General features: G+C 59.7%; 15 protein-coding genes. 4 read left to right on the top strand and 11 right to left on the bottom strand.

All coding sequences use genetic code 11. The features are described from left to right. Positions 1-29: 29 nt before the first annotated feature. Complete coding sequence (gene cadR / locus VY732_RS28130) at positions 30-479, top strand: Cd(II)/Pb(II)-responsive transcriptional regulator (protein ID WP_331692960.1); 450 nt, start codon at positions 30-32, stop codon at positions 477-479. Positions 480-604: 125 nt separating this feature from the next. Here the strand turns inward: cadR and VY732_RS28135 are convergent, their stop codons facing one another. The 3 genes from VY732_RS28135 to VY732_RS28145 all read right to left on the bottom strand — a co-directional run bounded on the left by VY732_RS28135 (position 605) and on the right by VY732_RS28145 (position 3304). Further along, positions 605-1576 (bottom strand): thymidylate synthase, encoded by a 972-nt coding sequence (locus tag VY732_RS28135; RefSeq protein WP_034153704.1) that lies wholly within the window; start codon positions 1574-1576, stop codon positions 605-607. 50 nt (positions 1577-1626) lie between these two features. Continuing rightward, positions 1627-2442 (bottom strand): prolipoprotein diacylglyceryl transferase, encoded by an 816-nt coding sequence (gene lgt, locus VY732_RS28140; RefSeq protein WP_007913003.1) that lies wholly within the window; start codon positions 2440-2442, stop codon positions 1627-1629. 79 nt (positions 2443-2521) lie between these two features. Continuing rightward, positions 2522-3304 carry a sulfite exporter TauE/SafE family protein gene (locus VY732_RS28145; protein ID WP_116028433.1) on the bottom strand — a complete coding sequence of 261 codons (783 nt, stop codon included), beginning with the start codon at positions 3302-3304 and terminating at the stop codon, positions 2522-2524. Between the two features lie 132 nt (positions 3305-3436). Here VY732_RS28145 and VY732_RS28150 point away from each other — a divergent pair, with 132 nt between their 5' ends. Beyond that, positions 3437-4183 (top strand): NRDE family protein, encoded by a 747-nt coding sequence (locus VY732_RS28150; protein WP_331692963.1) that lies wholly within the window; start codon positions 3437-3439, stop codon positions 4181-4183. Positions 4184-4418: 235 nt separating this feature from the next. Here the strand turns inward: VY732_RS28150 and ptsP are convergent, their stop codons facing one another. Next, positions 4419-6698, bottom strand: coding sequence for a phosphoenolpyruvate--protein phosphotransferase (gene ptsP, locus VY732_RS28155; protein ID WP_116028435.1), 2280 nt, complete (start codon positions 6696-6698; stop codon positions 4419-4421). A 22-nt stretch (positions 6699-6720) separates the two neighbouring features. Continuing rightward, the gene (locus VY732_RS28160; RefSeq protein ID WP_003229203.1) at positions 6721-7200 is read right to left on the bottom strand and encodes an RNA pyrophosphohydrolase; all 480 of its coding nucleotides are present in this window, start codon (positions 7198-7200) and stop codon (positions 6721-6723) included. Between the two features lie 143 nt (positions 7201-7343). Here VY732_RS28160 and VY732_RS28165 point away from each other — a divergent pair, with 143 nt between their 5' ends. Beyond that, positions 7344-8000 (top strand): HAD family hydrolase, encoded by a 657-nt coding sequence (locus tag VY732_RS28165; RefSeq protein ID WP_331692964.1) that lies wholly within the window; start codon positions 7344-7346, stop codon positions 7998-8000. 105 nt (positions 8001-8105) lie between these two features. Here the strand turns inward: VY732_RS28165 and VY732_RS28170 are convergent, their stop codons facing one another. Both VY732_RS28170 and ilvA read right to left on the bottom strand, forming a co-directional pair. After that, the gene (locus VY732_RS28170; RefSeq protein WP_077574942.1) at positions 8106-8519 is read right to left on the bottom strand and encodes a DUF2269 family protein; all 414 of its coding nucleotides are present in this window, start codon (positions 8517-8519) and stop codon (positions 8106-8108) included. A gap of 40 nt (positions 8520-8559) precedes the next feature. Continuing rightward, positions 8560-10074: a threonine ammonia-lyase, biosynthetic gene (ilvA, locus tag VY732_RS28175; protein WP_077574943.1), complete on the bottom strand. Its 1515-nt coding sequence runs from the start codon at positions 10072-10074 to the stop codon at positions 8560-8562. 147 nt (positions 10075-10221) lie between these two features. On the opposite strand from ilvA, the gene rpiA reads away from it, so the two are divergent. Continuing rightward, entirely contained in the window at positions 10222-10896 is a 675-nt protein-coding gene (gene rpiA / locus VY732_RS28180; protein WP_331692967.1) for a ribose-5-phosphate isomerase RpiA, read from the top strand. Positions 10897-11044: 148 nt separating this feature from the next. Here rpiA and VY732_RS28185 read toward each other — a convergent pair whose 3' ends face one another. From VY732_RS28185 to VY732_RS28200, 4 genes are all read right to left on the bottom strand, one after another. Beyond that, positions 11045-11962 carry an SdiA-regulated domain-containing protein gene (locus VY732_RS28185; RefSeq protein WP_331692968.1) on the bottom strand — a complete coding sequence of 306 codons (918 nt, stop codon included), beginning with the start codon at positions 11960-11962 and terminating at the stop codon, positions 11045-11047. A 195-nt stretch (positions 11963-12157) separates the two neighbouring features. Continuing rightward, positions 12158-13081 (bottom strand): SdiA-regulated domain-containing protein, encoded by a 924-nt coding sequence (locus tag VY732_RS28190; RefSeq protein ID WP_137218537.1) that lies wholly within the window; start codon positions 13079-13081, stop codon positions 12158-12160. 258 nt (positions 13082-13339) lie between these two features. Beyond that, complete coding sequence (locus VY732_RS28195) at positions 13340-14005, bottom strand: fumarylacetoacetate hydrolase family protein (RefSeq protein WP_008085293.1); 666 nt, start codon at positions 14003-14005, stop codon at positions 13340-13342. Between the two features lie 39 nt (positions 14006-14044). Further along, positions 14045-15439, bottom strand: a complete 1395-nt coding sequence (locus tag VY732_RS28200; protein ID WP_137218536.1) for an FAD-binding oxidoreductase — start codon at positions 15437-15439, stop codon at positions 14045-14047. Between the last annotated feature and the right edge of the window lie 162 nt (positions 15440-15601).

Raw genomic sequence — 15601 nt, forward strand, 5'->3', positions numbered from 1 at the left:
GGTCAAGCACCCTTTTGGAGATTGCCGTCATGAAGATCGGAGAACTGGCCAAACTCACCGACTGCGCCGTGGAAACCATCCGCTACTACGAGCGCGAAAACCTCCTGCCGGAACCGGCCCGCAGTGACGGCAACTACCGCGTCTACACCCAGGCGCACGCCGAACGCCTGACCTTCATCCGCAACTGCCGCACCCTCGACATGACCCTCGAAGAAATCCGCAGTCTGCTGGCCATGCGTGATAGCCCGCAGGATCAATGTGAGAGCGTGAATACGCTGATCGACGAGCATATCCAGCATGTGAAGGCGCGGATTGATGGGTTGCTGGCGTTGCAGGCACAACTGCTCGACCTGCGCCAACGCTGTGGCGAAGGGCTGGGGGCGGATCAGTGCGGGATTTTGCAGCGGCTGGAAGTGAGTGGCGGGGTTGTCGCGACGGAAGTGGAGCACTCCCATGTAGGCCGCAGCCACGGCCATTAAGACTCACGCAAAACCAAATGTGGGAGCGAGCCTGCTCGCGAAAGCGGTGTATCAGTCGACATCTCTATGACTGACACGCCCTCTTCGCGAGCAGGCTCGCTCCCACAGGGGTTTTATGCAACGGCTTAAACCGCCATCGGCGCGGTCATTGGCGCGTGGTGCTCATAACCTTCCAGCGAGAAATCGCTCGGTTCGACCAGCTCCAGCCATTCCGGCTGATACACACCCGTCTTGGCAAACTCCGGCACGCGGTCGGAGATTTTCAGTTTCGGCATGGCGAACGGCTCGCGTTTGAGCTGTTCGTTGAGCATGTCCAGGTGGTTCTCATAGACGTGCGCATCACCGATGAAATAGGTGAACCAGCGTGGCGTGTAGCCGGTCAGGCGACCAATCAGGCTCAGCAGCGCGGCGCCTTCGGTGAGGTTGAACGGCGTGCCCAGACCCAGATCGTTGGAGCGGATGTAGAGGGTCAGAGAAATCTCTTTGGTCTCGACATTCGGGTGGAACTGATACAGCAGATGGCACGGCGGCAGGGCCATCTCATCGAGCTGCGCGACGTTCCAGCCGTGGAACAGAATACGGCGGCTGCCCGGATCGTTGATGATCGTGTCGACGCACTGACGCACCTGGTCGATGGCTTTGTACAACACCACGTAAGCCTGGCCGTCTTCTTCGCCCTGGGCAATTTGCTTGTAGCCGTTGCTCAAGGTTTGTTCGATGGCGGCGGTGTTGCTCAGCGGGATCTGCTTGTACGCCGGCCATTTGCGCCATTGCACGCCGTAGATTTCGCCGAGGTCGTCGTCGCCCTGACGGAACGGGTTGGCCAGCCACTGTGCGTTTTCGTTGGCGTTCTGGTCCCAGACCTTGCAGCCCAGCGCACGGAATTCAGCGGCGTTGTTCACGCCACGGAGAAAACCGCACATCTCGCCGATGGCCGATTTGAAGGCCATTTTGCGCGTGGTGATCGCCGGAAAACCTTCCTGCAGATCGAAACGCAGCATCGCACCCGGGAAGCTGATGGTGTTGATGCCGGTGCGGTTGGCTTGCTTGGTGCCGTTCTGAATGACGTGCGAGACCAGTTCGAGATATTGCTTCATGAGTTACCTGTGTCCTTTGAGCCCCGGCGTCGCGCGCCGGGGTTCGTAGTTTAAGCCGTCGGTGCGAGCGGTGCTGCCGGCGCGCGACGATAGGCCAGCCAGATCAGGAACAGCCCGCCGACGATCATCGGCACGCAGAGTACCTGGCCCATGGTCAGCCAGTTCCAGGCCAGATAGCCCAGTTGTGCATCCGGCACGCGGACGAATTCGACGATGAACCGGAAGATGCCGTAGAACAGCGCGAACATGCCCGAGACGGCCATGGTCGGACGCGGCTTGCGCGAAAAAATCCACAGGATCAGGAACAGCGCCACGCCTTCGAGCGCGAACTGATACAGCTGCGACGGGTGGCGCGGCAGCTGCGCCGGATCGCTGAACGGCGGGAAAACCATGGCCCACGGCACGTCGGTGGCTTTGCCCCACAATTCGGCGTTGATGAAGTTACCGATGCGCCCGGCGCCCAGACCGATCGGCACCATTGGCGCGACGAAGTCCATCAACTGGAAGAACGACTTGCCGTTGCGCTTGCCGAACCACAATGCGGCCAGCATCACCCCGATAAAGCCGCCGTGGAACGACATGCCGCCCTTCCACACTTCGAAAATCAGCGTCGGGTTGGCCAGATACGCGCTCAGATCGTAGAACAGCACATAACCCAGACGTCCGCCGACGATCACGCCCATCGACATCCAGAAGACCATGTCGGAGAGTTTCTCCTTGGTCCAGGTCGGGTCGAAACGGTTGAGCCGGCGCGACGCCAGCAGCCACGCACCGCCGATGCCGATCAGGTACATCAGACCGTACCAGTGGATTTTCAGCGGACCGATGGCCAGGGCCACCGGGTCGATCTGCGGGTAAGGCAGCATTGCGACTCCTCGTTAGAGTTGAAACCAAAATTCCCGGGCGACGCTGCCACCTCAGGATTAAGCCAGGATTGCGACGCGGTTAAAGCAGAAAGCTCACACCCACGCTGAACAGCAAAGCGGCGAACAGCCGTTTCAGCAAGCGCGGCGACAACCGATGCGCCAAACGCGCGCCGATGCGGGCGAAGACCATGCTGGTCAGGGCGATGCCCAACAACGCCGGCAAATAGACAAAACCGAGACTATGGGCTGGCAACAACGGATCGTGCCAGCCCAGAATCATGAAACTTAATGCACTGACCAGCGCGATCGGCAGCCCGCAGGCCGACGAAGTCGCCACCGCTTGCTGCATCGGCACGCTGCGCCAGGTCAGGAACGGCACGGTCAGCGAGCCGCCGCCAACGCCAAATATCGCCGAGGCCCAGCCGATGATGCTGCCGGCCACGGTCAAACCGAGTTTACCCGGCACCGTTCGGCTGGCCTTGGGTTTGATGTCCAGCGCCAGTTGCACCGAGATGATCAAGGCGAACACGCCGATGATCTTTTGCAGGTGCGGCCCGGAAATCGCTTCCGCAGTCAGTGCGCCGAAGCCTGCACCAAGCAGAATGCCGACGGCCATCCACATGAAGATCGGCCAGCGCACCGCGCCGCGTCGATGATGCTCACGCACGGCGTTGACCGAGGTGAAGATGATCGTCGCCAGCGACGTCCCGACCGCCAGATGGGTAAGGATCGACTGATCAAAGCCCTGCAAGGTGAAACTGAACACCAGCACCGGCACGATGATGATCCCGCCGCCGACGCCAAACAGTCCGGCCAGCACGCCCGCACAGGCGCCCAGCGCCAGATAGAGCAGAAATTCCATGACCGTCTCCCCAGACCGCATCCGCAAAACCGGAGCGGCATGGTAACGGATGCACACCCTTTGGCTCCACTGGCGATGGATGCACGGACGCCGGATGCGTAGAGTGAGCAAAAAACACACAAGGACCACCTTATGTGCCTGATTGTTTTCGCCTGGCGGCCGGGCCATGCTCAGCCGCTGATCGTCGCGGCCAACCGTGACGAGTTCTACGCCCGGCCGAGTCTGCCGCTGGCGCAGTGGCCAGAGGCGCCGCATGTGCATGCCGGGCGCGATCTTGAGGCCGGTGGGACCTGGCTGGGGATTGGCGCCAACGGCCGCTTTGCTGCGCTGACCAATATCCGTGATCCGCAGCAGCCACCAGCGCGCAACTCGCGGGGGGAATTGGTGGCGCGGTTTCTGACCGGCGATGCGTCGATTGATGATTATTTGAGCGATGTGGTCGGGCGTGCGGCGGAATATGCCGGGTTCAATCTGTTGCTCGGCAATAGTCATGAGCTGTGGCATTTCAATGCGCGGATGTCGGAACCGGTGATGCTGGAATCGGGCGTCTATGGGTTGTCGAATGCCGGGCTGGACACGCCGTGGCCGAAGTTGCTCAAGGCCAAGGCAGCGTTGAGTGGGGTGCTGGATGATCCGCAGCCTGAACGGTTGTTGGGTTTGTTAAGTGATGCGCAGACGGCACCATCTGCCGAATTGCCAGATACCGGGGTGGGTCTGGCCACTGAAACATTGCTGTCGAGTGTGTTTATTGCCAGCCAGAGTTACGGGACGCGGGCGAGTACGGCGTTGATCGTTCAGGCGGATGGGTCGCGGCGGATGGTCGAGCGCAGTTTCGGGCCGTATGGCGGGCATTTGGGTGAAGTGGAAATAACAGCTTAAGAGCAGACCCTCACCCCAGCCCTCTCCCAAAGGGAGAGGGAGCCGACCGAGGTGTCTTGAGCCATACATCGACCTGAAAGACCGAGTTGATTATGGATTCAGCACAGCACCTTCAAATCGGTGCGCTTCGATTATGGATTCAGCACAGCACCTTCAGGTCGGCGGAGTTCTGCAGCATCCCCCAATCAGTCCCCTCTCCCTCTGGGAGAGGGCTAGGGTGAGGGGCTTTTGATCTTCAGAGCGCTTTGACCACCGCCGGCGGATGCATCTTCGACAACCCAAGGTTCTTCAGCGCCAATTGCAGCGAGCTGTGGATAACTTGCGGGTTATCAATGGTCATCAACTCGGCCAACAACTCCTTGGCCTTGCTCAGATTGACCTGACGCAACATCCACTTCACCTTCGGCAAGTTGGTGGCGTTCATCGACAGGCTGTCGAAACCCATCGCCATCAACAGCACTGCCGCCGCCGGATCGCCGGCCATCTCGCCGCAGATACTCACCGGTTTGCCTTCCGCATGCGCATCACGCACCACGGTTTGCAACGCTTGCAGCACCGCCGGATGCAGGTAATCGTAAAGATCGGCCACACGCGGGTTGTTACGGTCCACCGCCAGCAAATACTGGGTCAGGTCGTTGGAGCCGACGGACAGGAAGTCGACCATCCGCGCCAGCTCCTTGGTCTGGTACACCGCTGCCGGAATTTCGATCATCACGCCAATCGGCGGCATCGGCACGTCGGTGCCTTCGTCGCGCACTTCGCCCCAGGCCCGGTGGATCAGGTGCAGGGCTTCTTCTAGTTCGTGGGTGCCGGAGATCATCGGCAGCAGAATCCGCAGGTTGTTCAGGCCTTCGCTGGCCTTGAGCATCGCGCGGGTCTGCACCAGGAAGATTTCCGGATGGTCGAGGGTGACACGAATGCCGCGCCAGCCGAGGAACGGGTTGTCTTCCTTGATCGGGAAGTACGACAGCGACTTGTCACCACCGATGTCGAGGCTGCGCATGGTCACCGGTTGCGGGTGGAACGCGGCGAGTTGCTCGCGGTAGATCGCCAGTTGTTCCTTCTCGCTCGGGAAGCGCTGGTTGATCATGAACGGCACTTCGGTGCGGTACAGGCCGACACCTTCGGCGCCGCGCTTCTGCGCCCGCGCCACATCGGCCAGCAGGCCGGTGTTGACCCACAGCGGCATGCGGTGGCCATCAAGGGTCACGCACGGCAGGTCGCGCAGGGTGTCGAGGCCCAGCGCCAGTTGTTTCTCTTCTTCGACGACTTCGGCGAACTGCTTGCGCAGCACTTCGCTCGGGTTGGTGTAGACCTCGCCACGCGTGCCATCGACGATCATTTCGATGCCGTCGACCTTGGCGTACGGCAGGTCGACCAGACCCATGACCGTCGGAATGCCCATCGCCCGGGCCAGGATCGCGACGTGCGAGTTACCCGAACCGAGTACCGAAACCAGACCGACCAGCGTGCCTTCCGGCACCTCGCCGAGCATCGCCGGCGTCAGTTCTTCGCTGACCAGAATGGTTTTTTCCGGGTAGACCAGATTCTGCTGACGCTCTTCCTGCAAATAAGCGAGCAGGCGGCGACCGAGGTCTTTGACGTCCGAGGCACGTTCCCGCAGGTAGGCGTCGTCCATCAGTTCGAAACGGTTGACGTGTTCCGTGACCACCTGACGCAGTGCGCCCTGGGCCCACTGGCCGGTCTTGATCACGGTGGTGATTTCGCTGCCCAGCGAGGCATCGTCGAGCATCATCAGGTAGACGTCGAACAGCGCGCGCTCTTCCGGGCGCAGTTGGGTCGCGAGCTTGGCGGACAACGCGCGCATGTCGGCGCGCACGCCTTCGATGGCGGTCTTGAACAGCGCCAGCTCGGCGTTGATGTCGGTGATGGTCTTGTCTGGCACCACGTCGAGATCGGCCGGCGGCAGCATGACCACCGCGGTACCGACCGCCGCACCCGGCGAACCCGGCACGCCGACGAACTTGGCTTCCTGAATGCCTTTGCCCTGACGGCCCAGACCCCGGATCGACCCGGTGGCCTCGGCGTGAGCGATTACGCCGGCGAGCTGCGCGCTCATGGTCACGAGGAAGGCTTCTTCACCTTCGTCGAACTGGCGGCGTTCTTTTTGCTGGATGACCAACACGCCGACGACGCGGCGGTGGTGAATGATCGGTGCGCCGAGGAACGAGGCATATCGCTCTTCACCGGTTTCGGCGAAGTAGCGGTAGCGCGGGTGATCCGCAGCGTTTTCGAGGTTCAGGGGTTCTTCACGCGTGCCGACCAGACCGACCAGACCTTCGTTGGGTGCCATGCTGACCTTGCCGATCGAGCGCTTGTTCAAGCCCTCGGTGGCCATCAGGACGAAGCGGTTGGTCTCGGGATCAAGCAGGTAGACCGAGCAGACCTGGCTGCCCATGGCCTCTTTGACGCGCAACACAATAATCCCCAACGCCGCCTTGAGATCCTTGGCGGAGTTAACTTCCTGGACGATCTTGCGCAGCGTATTGAGCATGGCTCGGGGTCGAACTCCGTCGTCAGTCGCGCGCTAAAAGGCGCGGGGCAAGCTCTTTGAGGGCGCGGCGATACACCTCGCGCTTGAATGTCACCACCTGGCCCAACGGATACCAATAGCTGACCCAGCGCCAGCCATCGAACTCCGGTTTACCGGTCAAATCCATCCGCACCCGCTGCTCGTTGGAGATCAGGCGCAGGAGAAACCATTTCTGTTTCTGGCCGATGCACAGCGGTTGGCTGTGGGTACGCACCAGACGTTGCGGCAAACGATAGCGCAACCAGCCCCGAGTACAGGCCAGTATTTCAACATCTTCACGTTCCAGGCCAACTTCTTCGTTCAGCTCGCGGTACAAGGCGTCTTCCGGCGTCTCTTCAGGGTTGATTCCCCCTTGCGGAAACTGCCAGGCATCTTGATTGATACGGCGAGCCCATAGCACCTGGCCGGCGTCATTCGTCAGAATGATCCCGACATTGGGGCGGAAACCATCGGGGTCGATCACGGGCACAACCTCGCAAACGCATGTCGCCGCATTGTTCCACAAAGGTTGATAAGGCGGCAACGAAGCTTCCTACCTTATGTGCACTCTTGTGAAAAGACCGTATTCTTGTCGCCTTTTTACAGACTTATCAGCGGGTAACTGCAATGCGCCTGGCACTCTTCGATTTGGACAACACCCTTCTGGGCGGCGACAGCGATCACGCCTGGGGCGACTATCTGTGTGAACGCGGCTTCCTCGACCCGATTGCGTACAAGGCGCGCAACGACGAGTTCTATCAGGATTACCTGGCCGGCAAACTGGATAACGCCGCGTACCTGAACTTCTGCCTGGAGATCCTCGGCCGCACCGACATGGCCGTGCTCGATCAGTGGCACAACGATTACATGCGCGACTGCATCGAGCCAATCGTGCTGCCGCAGGCGCTGGAATTGCTGAAAAAGCACCGCGATGCTGGCGATAAGCTAGTGATCATCACTGCGACCAACCGCTTTGTTACGGCGCCGATTGCTGTGCGTCTTGGCGTTGAGACGCTGATCGCTACCGAGTGCGAAATGGTTGATGGCCGTTACAGCGGGCGCAGCACTGATATTCCATGCTTCCGCGAAGGCAAGGTGACGCGCCTGAACCGTTGGCTGGAAGAGACCGGGTATTCGCTGGACGACAGCTATTTCTATAGCGATTCGATGAATGATTTGCCGTTGCTGGAGCAGGTGGCGAATCCGGTGGCTGTCGATCCGGATCCGAATCTGCGGGCTGAGGCGGAAAAGCGTGGCTGGCCGGTCATTACTCTGCGCGACTGAAATCGCTATCGCGAGCAGGCTCACTCCCACATTGGATCTGTGTAGGTTACAAATCCCCTGTGGGAGCGAGCCTGCCCGCGAATCGGGCCGACACGGTCCCAAGCCTTAAACAGGCTTGGCCCCCATCAACCCGGCAATGGCGAGAAATCCGATGCCGCTGACAATCGCCAGCGCCAGCGTGAATTTCCCGTTACCTACCCCGCCAGTCCACAGCCGATTAAGCCGCACCAACAGCCACACTGCACTCAACGTGGCCACGGCATAAATCACGCTGGAACCCAGAATCCACAACTGCCCCAATGGCCAGCCAGTCAGATGCACTAGCCACCAGCCAGTGAAGGGCATGCTGAACATGCCGATCAGCATCAAACACCAGACAAACAACCAGGGGCGCTGCATCGTGCTCGCCGGCCCTTCGCTGCGATTACGCCAGGTCAGAGCGGCGAGCCCCAGCCCGCTCGCGAGTATGACCACGGTCGCCGCGACGTGAAGGACTTTCAGGGTGGTCAGGGTTTCCATGAATTTCTCTTCCTTGGGCCATGCCCCTTAGCGTAGCCGCTCAGCCAAGAAACAGCTGATAGGCCGGGTTCTCGCTTTCATCCCAATACGGGTAGCCGATTTCCTCAAGGGCCGCCGGCACCAGATGACGCTCGTCGTGCGGCACTTGCAGGCCCGCGACCACGCGACCATCAGCGGCGCCATGGTTACGGTAGTGGAACATCGAGATGTTCCAGCGCCCACCCAGCTTATTAAGGAAGTTGAACAGCGCGCCCGGACGCTCCGGGAACTCGAAGCGGAACACCACTTCATCAATGACGTGCGCCGCATGCCCGCCGACCATGTGGCGAATGTGCAGCTTGGCCAGTTCGTTGTCGGTCAGGTCAATGACCGGGAAACCCTGTTCGGTCAGGCTCGCCAGCAGTGCGCTGCGCGGGTCGTTGTCCGGGTGGGTCTGCACGCCAACGAAGATGTGCGCTTCGCTGCCGGTGTTATAGCGGTAGTTGAATTCGGTGATCTGACGCTTGCCGACGGCCTCGCAGAACGCTTTGAAGCTGCCGGCTTTCTCGGGGATGGTCACGGCGATGATCGCTTCGCGGCCTTCACCCAGTTCGGCGCGTTCGGCAACATGGCGCAGGCGGTCAAAATTGACGTTGGCACCGGAGTCGATGGCCACGAAAGTCTGGCCACTGACGCCGCGCAACTCGACGTATTTCTTGATCCCGGCCACGCCTAAAGCACCAGCAGGCTCGGTGATCGATCGGGTATCGTCGTAGATATCCTTGATTGCTGCACAGATCTCGTCGGTGCTGACAGTGATCACTTCATCGACATAGTCCTTGCAGATGTCGAAGGTGTGCTGGCCAATCTGCGCCACCGCCACGCCGTCGGCGAAGATGCCCACGGTCGGCAATACGACGCGCTCACCCGCAGCCATCGCCGCTTGCAGACAGTTGGAATCGTCCGGCTCGACGCCGATGACTTTGATGTCCGGACGCAGGTATTTGACGTACGCGGCAATACCGGCGATCAGACCACCGCCACCGACCGGCACGAAGATCGCGTCCAGCGGTTGCGGGTGCTGGCGCAGAATTTCCATGGCCACGGTGCCCTGCCCGGCAATGGTGTGCGGATCGTCGTACGGGTGGATGTAGACGTAACCTTTTTCATCGACCAGTTTCAGCGAGTAGGCCAGGGCTTCCGGGAACGAATCACCGTGCAGCACCACTTTGCCGCCGCGCGAACGCACGCCTTCGACTTTGATTTCCGGAGTGGTCTTGGGCATGACGATAGTGGCTTTCACGCCCAGCACTTTCGCCGCCAGGGCCAGGCCCTGCGCGTGGTTACCCGCCGACGCGGTGACTACGCCACGGGCGCGCTCTTCATCGCTCAGTTGCGTCAGCTTGTTGTAGGCGCCGCGAATCTTGAACGAGAACACTGGCTGCAAGTCTTCGCGCTTGAGCCAAATGTCATTGCCCAGCCGCTCGGAGAGCTGGCGAGCGTTCTGCAGCGGGGTTTCTACGGCAACGTCATAAACGCGCGAGGTGAGGATCTTTTTGACGTACTGTTCGAGCATCGGAAAGCATCACTGAGCGGTTGAGCGGGACCGAGGAGTCTAACCCGGCTTTTGCCCGCACGACCACACGAATCCAGAGGTTTTAGCCACGCTTGCGGCTATAATGCCGGCCTTTCCGTTCTCACCTTGCCCGCTTCCGGAGCCCGCATGACCCAGGATCAACTCAAACAGGCAGTGGCTCAGGCCGCCGTCGACTTCATCCTTCCGAAACTCGACGACAAGAGCATCGTCGGGGTCGGCACCGGCTCCACCGCCAACTGCTTCATCGATGCCCTGGCCCAGCACAAGGGCGCATTCGATGGCGCCGTCGCCAGCTCCGAAGCCACCGCCGCACGCCTGAAAGGCCACGGGATTCCGGTGTATGAACTGAACACCGTCAGCGACCTGGAGTTCTACGTCGATGGCGCCGACGAAAGCAACGCGCACCTGAACCTGATCAAGGGCGGCGGTGCGGCCCTGACCCGCGAGAAGATCGTTGCGGCCGTGGCCAAGACCTTCATCTGCATCGCCGACGCCAGCAAACTGGTACCGGTGCTGGGCGAGTTCCCGCTGCCGGTCGAAGTGATCCCGATGGCGCGCAGCCATGTCGCACGCCAACTGGTGAAACTGGGCGGCGACCCGGTGTATCGCGAAGGTGTTTTGACCGACAACGGCAACATCATTCTTGATGTGTTCAACCTGCAGATCACCAACCCGGTGGAGCTGGAAGCGCAGATCAATGCGATTGTCGGCGTGGTCACCAATGGCTTGTTCGCGGCGCGCCCGGCGGATCTGTTGTTGCTGGGGACCAGCGAAGGCGTGAAAACCCTCAAGGCTGAGTAAACCCAGACTGTCCGAAATTAATGGGCAGACGAAATACCCCTGTAGGAGTGAGCCTGCTCGCGATAGCGGTGGATCAGTTGATATTAATGTCGACTGACACATCGCTATCGCGAGCAGGCTCACTCCTACAATGGTTTTGTGGTGTTGGTTAGTTCGGGGTTGGCTTTTTGAAGACGTAAAACAGGTTCGGCTCACTCACCAGATACAACGTCCCGTCATCATCCATGGCAATTCCTTCCGCCTGCGGTACGGTTTTCTTCAAACCTTGTCGGCCGCCACTGATGGACATTGTGCTCAATGGGCGCCCGTCGACATCCAGTTCCAGAATCAATCTCGACTCATCCGACAGCGCCAGTAAATGCCCGCTGCGCTCGTCGTACTGCAAACTCGACAGATCGCGCACGAACATCCCGGCATCGCGCTTGGGATCGTTGATCACATGCACCGCGTAGGACTTCTCCGGGTTGAAGTGCGGAAAGCCGTGCACTTCGTAGATCAGCATCGGGTTGCGTTCTTTCGCGACAAACAGGCGCTTGCCCACCGAGTCGTACGCCAGGCCTTCAAAACCCTTGTTACTGGCCATATGCACGCCGAGGGTCATTTGTTCGGCGTCTGCTGCGTCGAGGAAGGTGGTGTCTGCCTCCAAGTGAATCTTGATCAACCGCTGCTGACGTTCGTCAGTGATGACATAGGTGTCGGCGCTGATGAACTCGACGGCTTCCGGATCGCCGAAACCAATCAGCGCGATACGCCGCAGGATCTGGCCTTCGAGCGACAGTTCGACCAGTTCGGAATTCTTGTTGGTCACGGTGAACAGGCTTTTGCGCACCGGATCGAAGGTCAGCGCCGAGACATCGTCGTCCAGCCCGCCAATCACCCGCGCTTCAATTTCGACGCGATACTGATCCAGCCCAATCGACTCGCTACTCTGCGGTTGCCACAACGTGTGCAGATTGAACCAGGCGCGCTCGAACAGACGCATGTATTGACCGATAGCGATTAACGCGATCAAGACAATCACCGACAGGATGATAATCAGAGGTTTGGGACGGGCAAGTCGACGCATTCGGGTGAGCTCGGGATCAAGACAGGCGGATGAAATATCACGCCCGTCTGAACTGAAGCTTAATGGCCACTTGCCTCAAACCACAAGCCAACCCCTGTAGGAGCTGCCGCAGGCTGCGATCTTTTGATCTTGCTGTTCATAAGATCAAAAGATCGCAGCCTGCGGCAGCTCCTACATTGGAATCGGTAAAGGCTGCTATTTCTGTTTTTCGAAGCGATAGAACAGGTTCGGCTCGCTGACCATGTACAGCGTACCCGCTTCGTCCATGGTCACGCCTTCTGCGCGGGGAATGGTGTTTTTCAAGCCATTGAAACCGCCGAGCAGGGTCATGAAGCTGACTTGCTCGCCCTTCTCGTCCAGCTCCAGCAGCAGGTGCGAATCGGCTGACAGTACCAGCGTGTGCTGGGTGCGTGGGTCAATCGCCAAGGCCGAGAGGTTGCGAATATCCAGTTCGTCACTGGCAAGTTTCTGCTTGTCACCCTTGAGGGTCTGGCTGCCATCGCTTTTCCAGGTAAACAACGCCGGCGGGCGCTCCTCGCCCAACAGCAATTGCTGGTTGTGCGCATCCCAAGTGATAGCTTCGAAGGCCTTGTTCTGGTCTTTCGACGGACCGAGATCGTATTTCGGGAAGTCGGCGATATTCAGTTCACGGGTATCAGCGTCGACCTTGACGATCGACAGCATGTGCTGGCGCTCGTCGACGATGGCCATCAGGCCGTTTTCCATCATCGTCAGGCCTTCCGGATTGCTCCAGCCCACCAGCGGCATCTTGCGCAGTACATCGCCCTGTAAAGTCAGTTCAGCGAGAAACGGGTTCTTGCCCATCACCGAGAACAGCGTTTTGGTCTGCGGGTTGTACGCCAGATCCGAAGCTTCATCCTTCTCCATCCCCTTGAGCGGCTTGGCATCGATCACCACGCGATAGTCCGGTAGCCAGATGCTTTCTTTCTGCTCGGCCTGGCTTTCGAAGCGTTCCTGCAGCCACAGCACCCCGCGATCATCCCAATGCATGGCAAACGCCAAGGCATAAGCGGCGGCAACCACCAGCAAGAGCCAGACATACCAGCGCAGGGAGAAACGTGAGCGGCGGGTGGGTTTGAGCTGAGTTTGAGATGACATCGAGGGACGCGTTCCGAAAATTCAGGCTATGGGTAATAGCACAAAGAGGCCGGCTCAGACGCCAGAATGAGAGGAATTATCCGTACAGGATGTGAAAAAAACGGCAAATGGCGGGATTGCCCTGCGCCATTGTGGGAGAGATCACAAAACCCTGTAGGAGTGAGCCTGCTCGCGATAGCGTCAGGTCAGTCGAAACAATCGTTGACTGACAGACCGCTATCGCGAGCAGGCTCACTCCTACAAGGGGACCGCGTTAAATCAGCGCACGCTGCTGGTGAAGCTGCTCGCACCGACCAGTTCGAGGACGATGTCGTCACCAACGTTCAGCGGGCCGACGCCGACTGGCGTGCCAGTGAGGATCACGTCACCGGCCTGCAGCGAGAAGCAGCCGGCCATGTGCTGGATCATCGGCACGATCGGGTTGAGCATCGCGCTGCTGTTGCCGTCCTGACGCACTTCGCCGTTGATGGTCAGACGAATGCCGATGTCGGTCAGATCAGCAAAGGTGCTGCCGACCACGAACGGGGCGATCACTGCCGCGCCGTCGAACGACTTGGCGATTTCCCACGGCAGGCCCTTGGCTTTCAGCTCGGCCTGCTTGTCGCGCAGGGTCAGGTCCAGCGCCGGGGCGAAACCGGAGATCGCGTCGAGGACTTCTTCACGGCTCGGTTTGGTCGACAATGGCTTGCCGATCAACACGGCGATTTCCGCTTCGTAGTGCACCGAACCGCGCTCGGTCGGAATGGCGAAACCGCCTTCCAGCTCGACCACGCAACTGCCCGGTTTGATGAACAGCAACGGTTCGGTAGGTACCGGGTTGTCCAGTTCCTTGGCGTGTTCGGCGTAATTACGGCCAATGCACACGACTTTCCCGATCGGGAAGTGGATGCGCGTGCCGTCGACGTACTGGTGCTGATAGCTCATTTACCGACTCCTGCCTTCATTGATTCAAGGGATTGCCAATCAAACCGCGAAGATCTTGCCCGGGTTCATGATGCCGTTCGGGTCGAACACCGCTTTCACCGCTTTCATGTACTCGATCTCAACCGGCGAGCGGCTGTAGGTCAAGTAATCGCGCTTGGTCATGCCGACGCCGTGCTCGGCGGAGATCGAACCGTTGTACTTCTCGACGGTTTCGAACACCCATTTGTTGACGGTTGCGCACTTGGCGAAGAACTCGTCCTTGCTCAGGTTGTCCGGCTTGAGGATGTTCAGGTGCAGGTTGCCGTCGCCGATGTGGCCGAACCAGACAATTTCGAAGTCCGGATAGTATTCGCCGACGATCGCGTCGATTTCCTTCAGGAACGCTGGCACTTTCGACACGGTGACCGAGATGTCGTTTTTGTACGGCGTCCAGTGCGAGATGGTTTCGGAGATGTACTCGCGCAGTTTCCACAGGTTCTGCAGCTGGGTTTCGCTCTGGCTCATCACGCCGTCCAGCACCCAGCCCTGCTCGACGCAGTGCTCGAAGGTTTCCAGTGCGCTGTTGGCCACTTCTTCGGTGGTCGCTTCGAATTCCAGCAACGCGTAGAACGGGCAATCGGTCTCGAACGGAGCCGGCACGTCACCACGGCCCATGACCTTGGCCAGGGCTTTGTCGGAGAAAAATTCAAACGCGGTCAGGTCGAGCTTGCCCTGGAAAGCGTGCAGCACCGGCATGATCGAGTCGAAATCGGCGGTGCCGAGGACCATCGCGGTGAGGTTTTTCGGCGCGCGATCGAGGCGCATGGTCGCTTCGACGACGAAACCGAGGGTGCCTTCAGCGCCGATAAACAACTGGCGCAGGTCATAACCGGTGGCGTTCTTGATCAGGTCTTTGTTCAGCTCCAGCACATCGCCCTTGCCGGTGACGACTTTCATGCCAGCCACCCAGTTACGGGTCATGCCGTAGCGAATCACCTTGATCCCGCCGGCATTGGTGCCGATATTGCCGCCAATCTGGCTGGAACCTGCCGAGGCGAAGTCGACCGGGTAATACAGGCCTTTTTCTTCGGCGACGTTCTGCAAATGCTCGGTGACCACGCCCGGCTGACAAACGGCAGTGCGGTCGGTGAGGTTCACGTCGAGAATCTGATTCATGTAGTCGAACGACACGACCACTTCGCCATTCGCGGCCACCGCAGCGGCGGAAAGCCCGGTGCGCCCGCCCGATGGCACCAGTGCGACCTTGTGTTCATTGGCCCAACGGACAACCGCCTGCACCTGCTCAATGGTCTTGGGAAACACGATGGCGCTGGGCGCCGGGGCGAAGTGCTTGGTCCAATCCTTGCCGTACGCATTCAGGGAGTCGGCGTCGGTCAGGACCTTGCCAGGCTCGACCAGGGTCTTCAGTTCATCAATCAGGGCAGGATTGGTCATCGACAGAACTCTCGAACAATTCATGGTCATCCTGAGAACGCTTCACGTCGCAGGAATGAGTGTTTAGCGGGGAGGCTATGCTAGCATATCGACCCCGCAGGACAGTGCCCAAGGCCAGATCCGCGGAGACGACTTTCTTGTCGTCCGGGTCAGCGTCTGTTG

Source organism: Pseudomonas sp. ZY71 (assembly GCF_036542145.1).
In the GTDB taxonomy this organism is placed as follows: domain Bacteria; phylum Pseudomonadota; class Gammaproteobacteria; order Pseudomonadales; family Pseudomonadaceae; genus Aquipseudomonas; species Aquipseudomonas koreensis_A.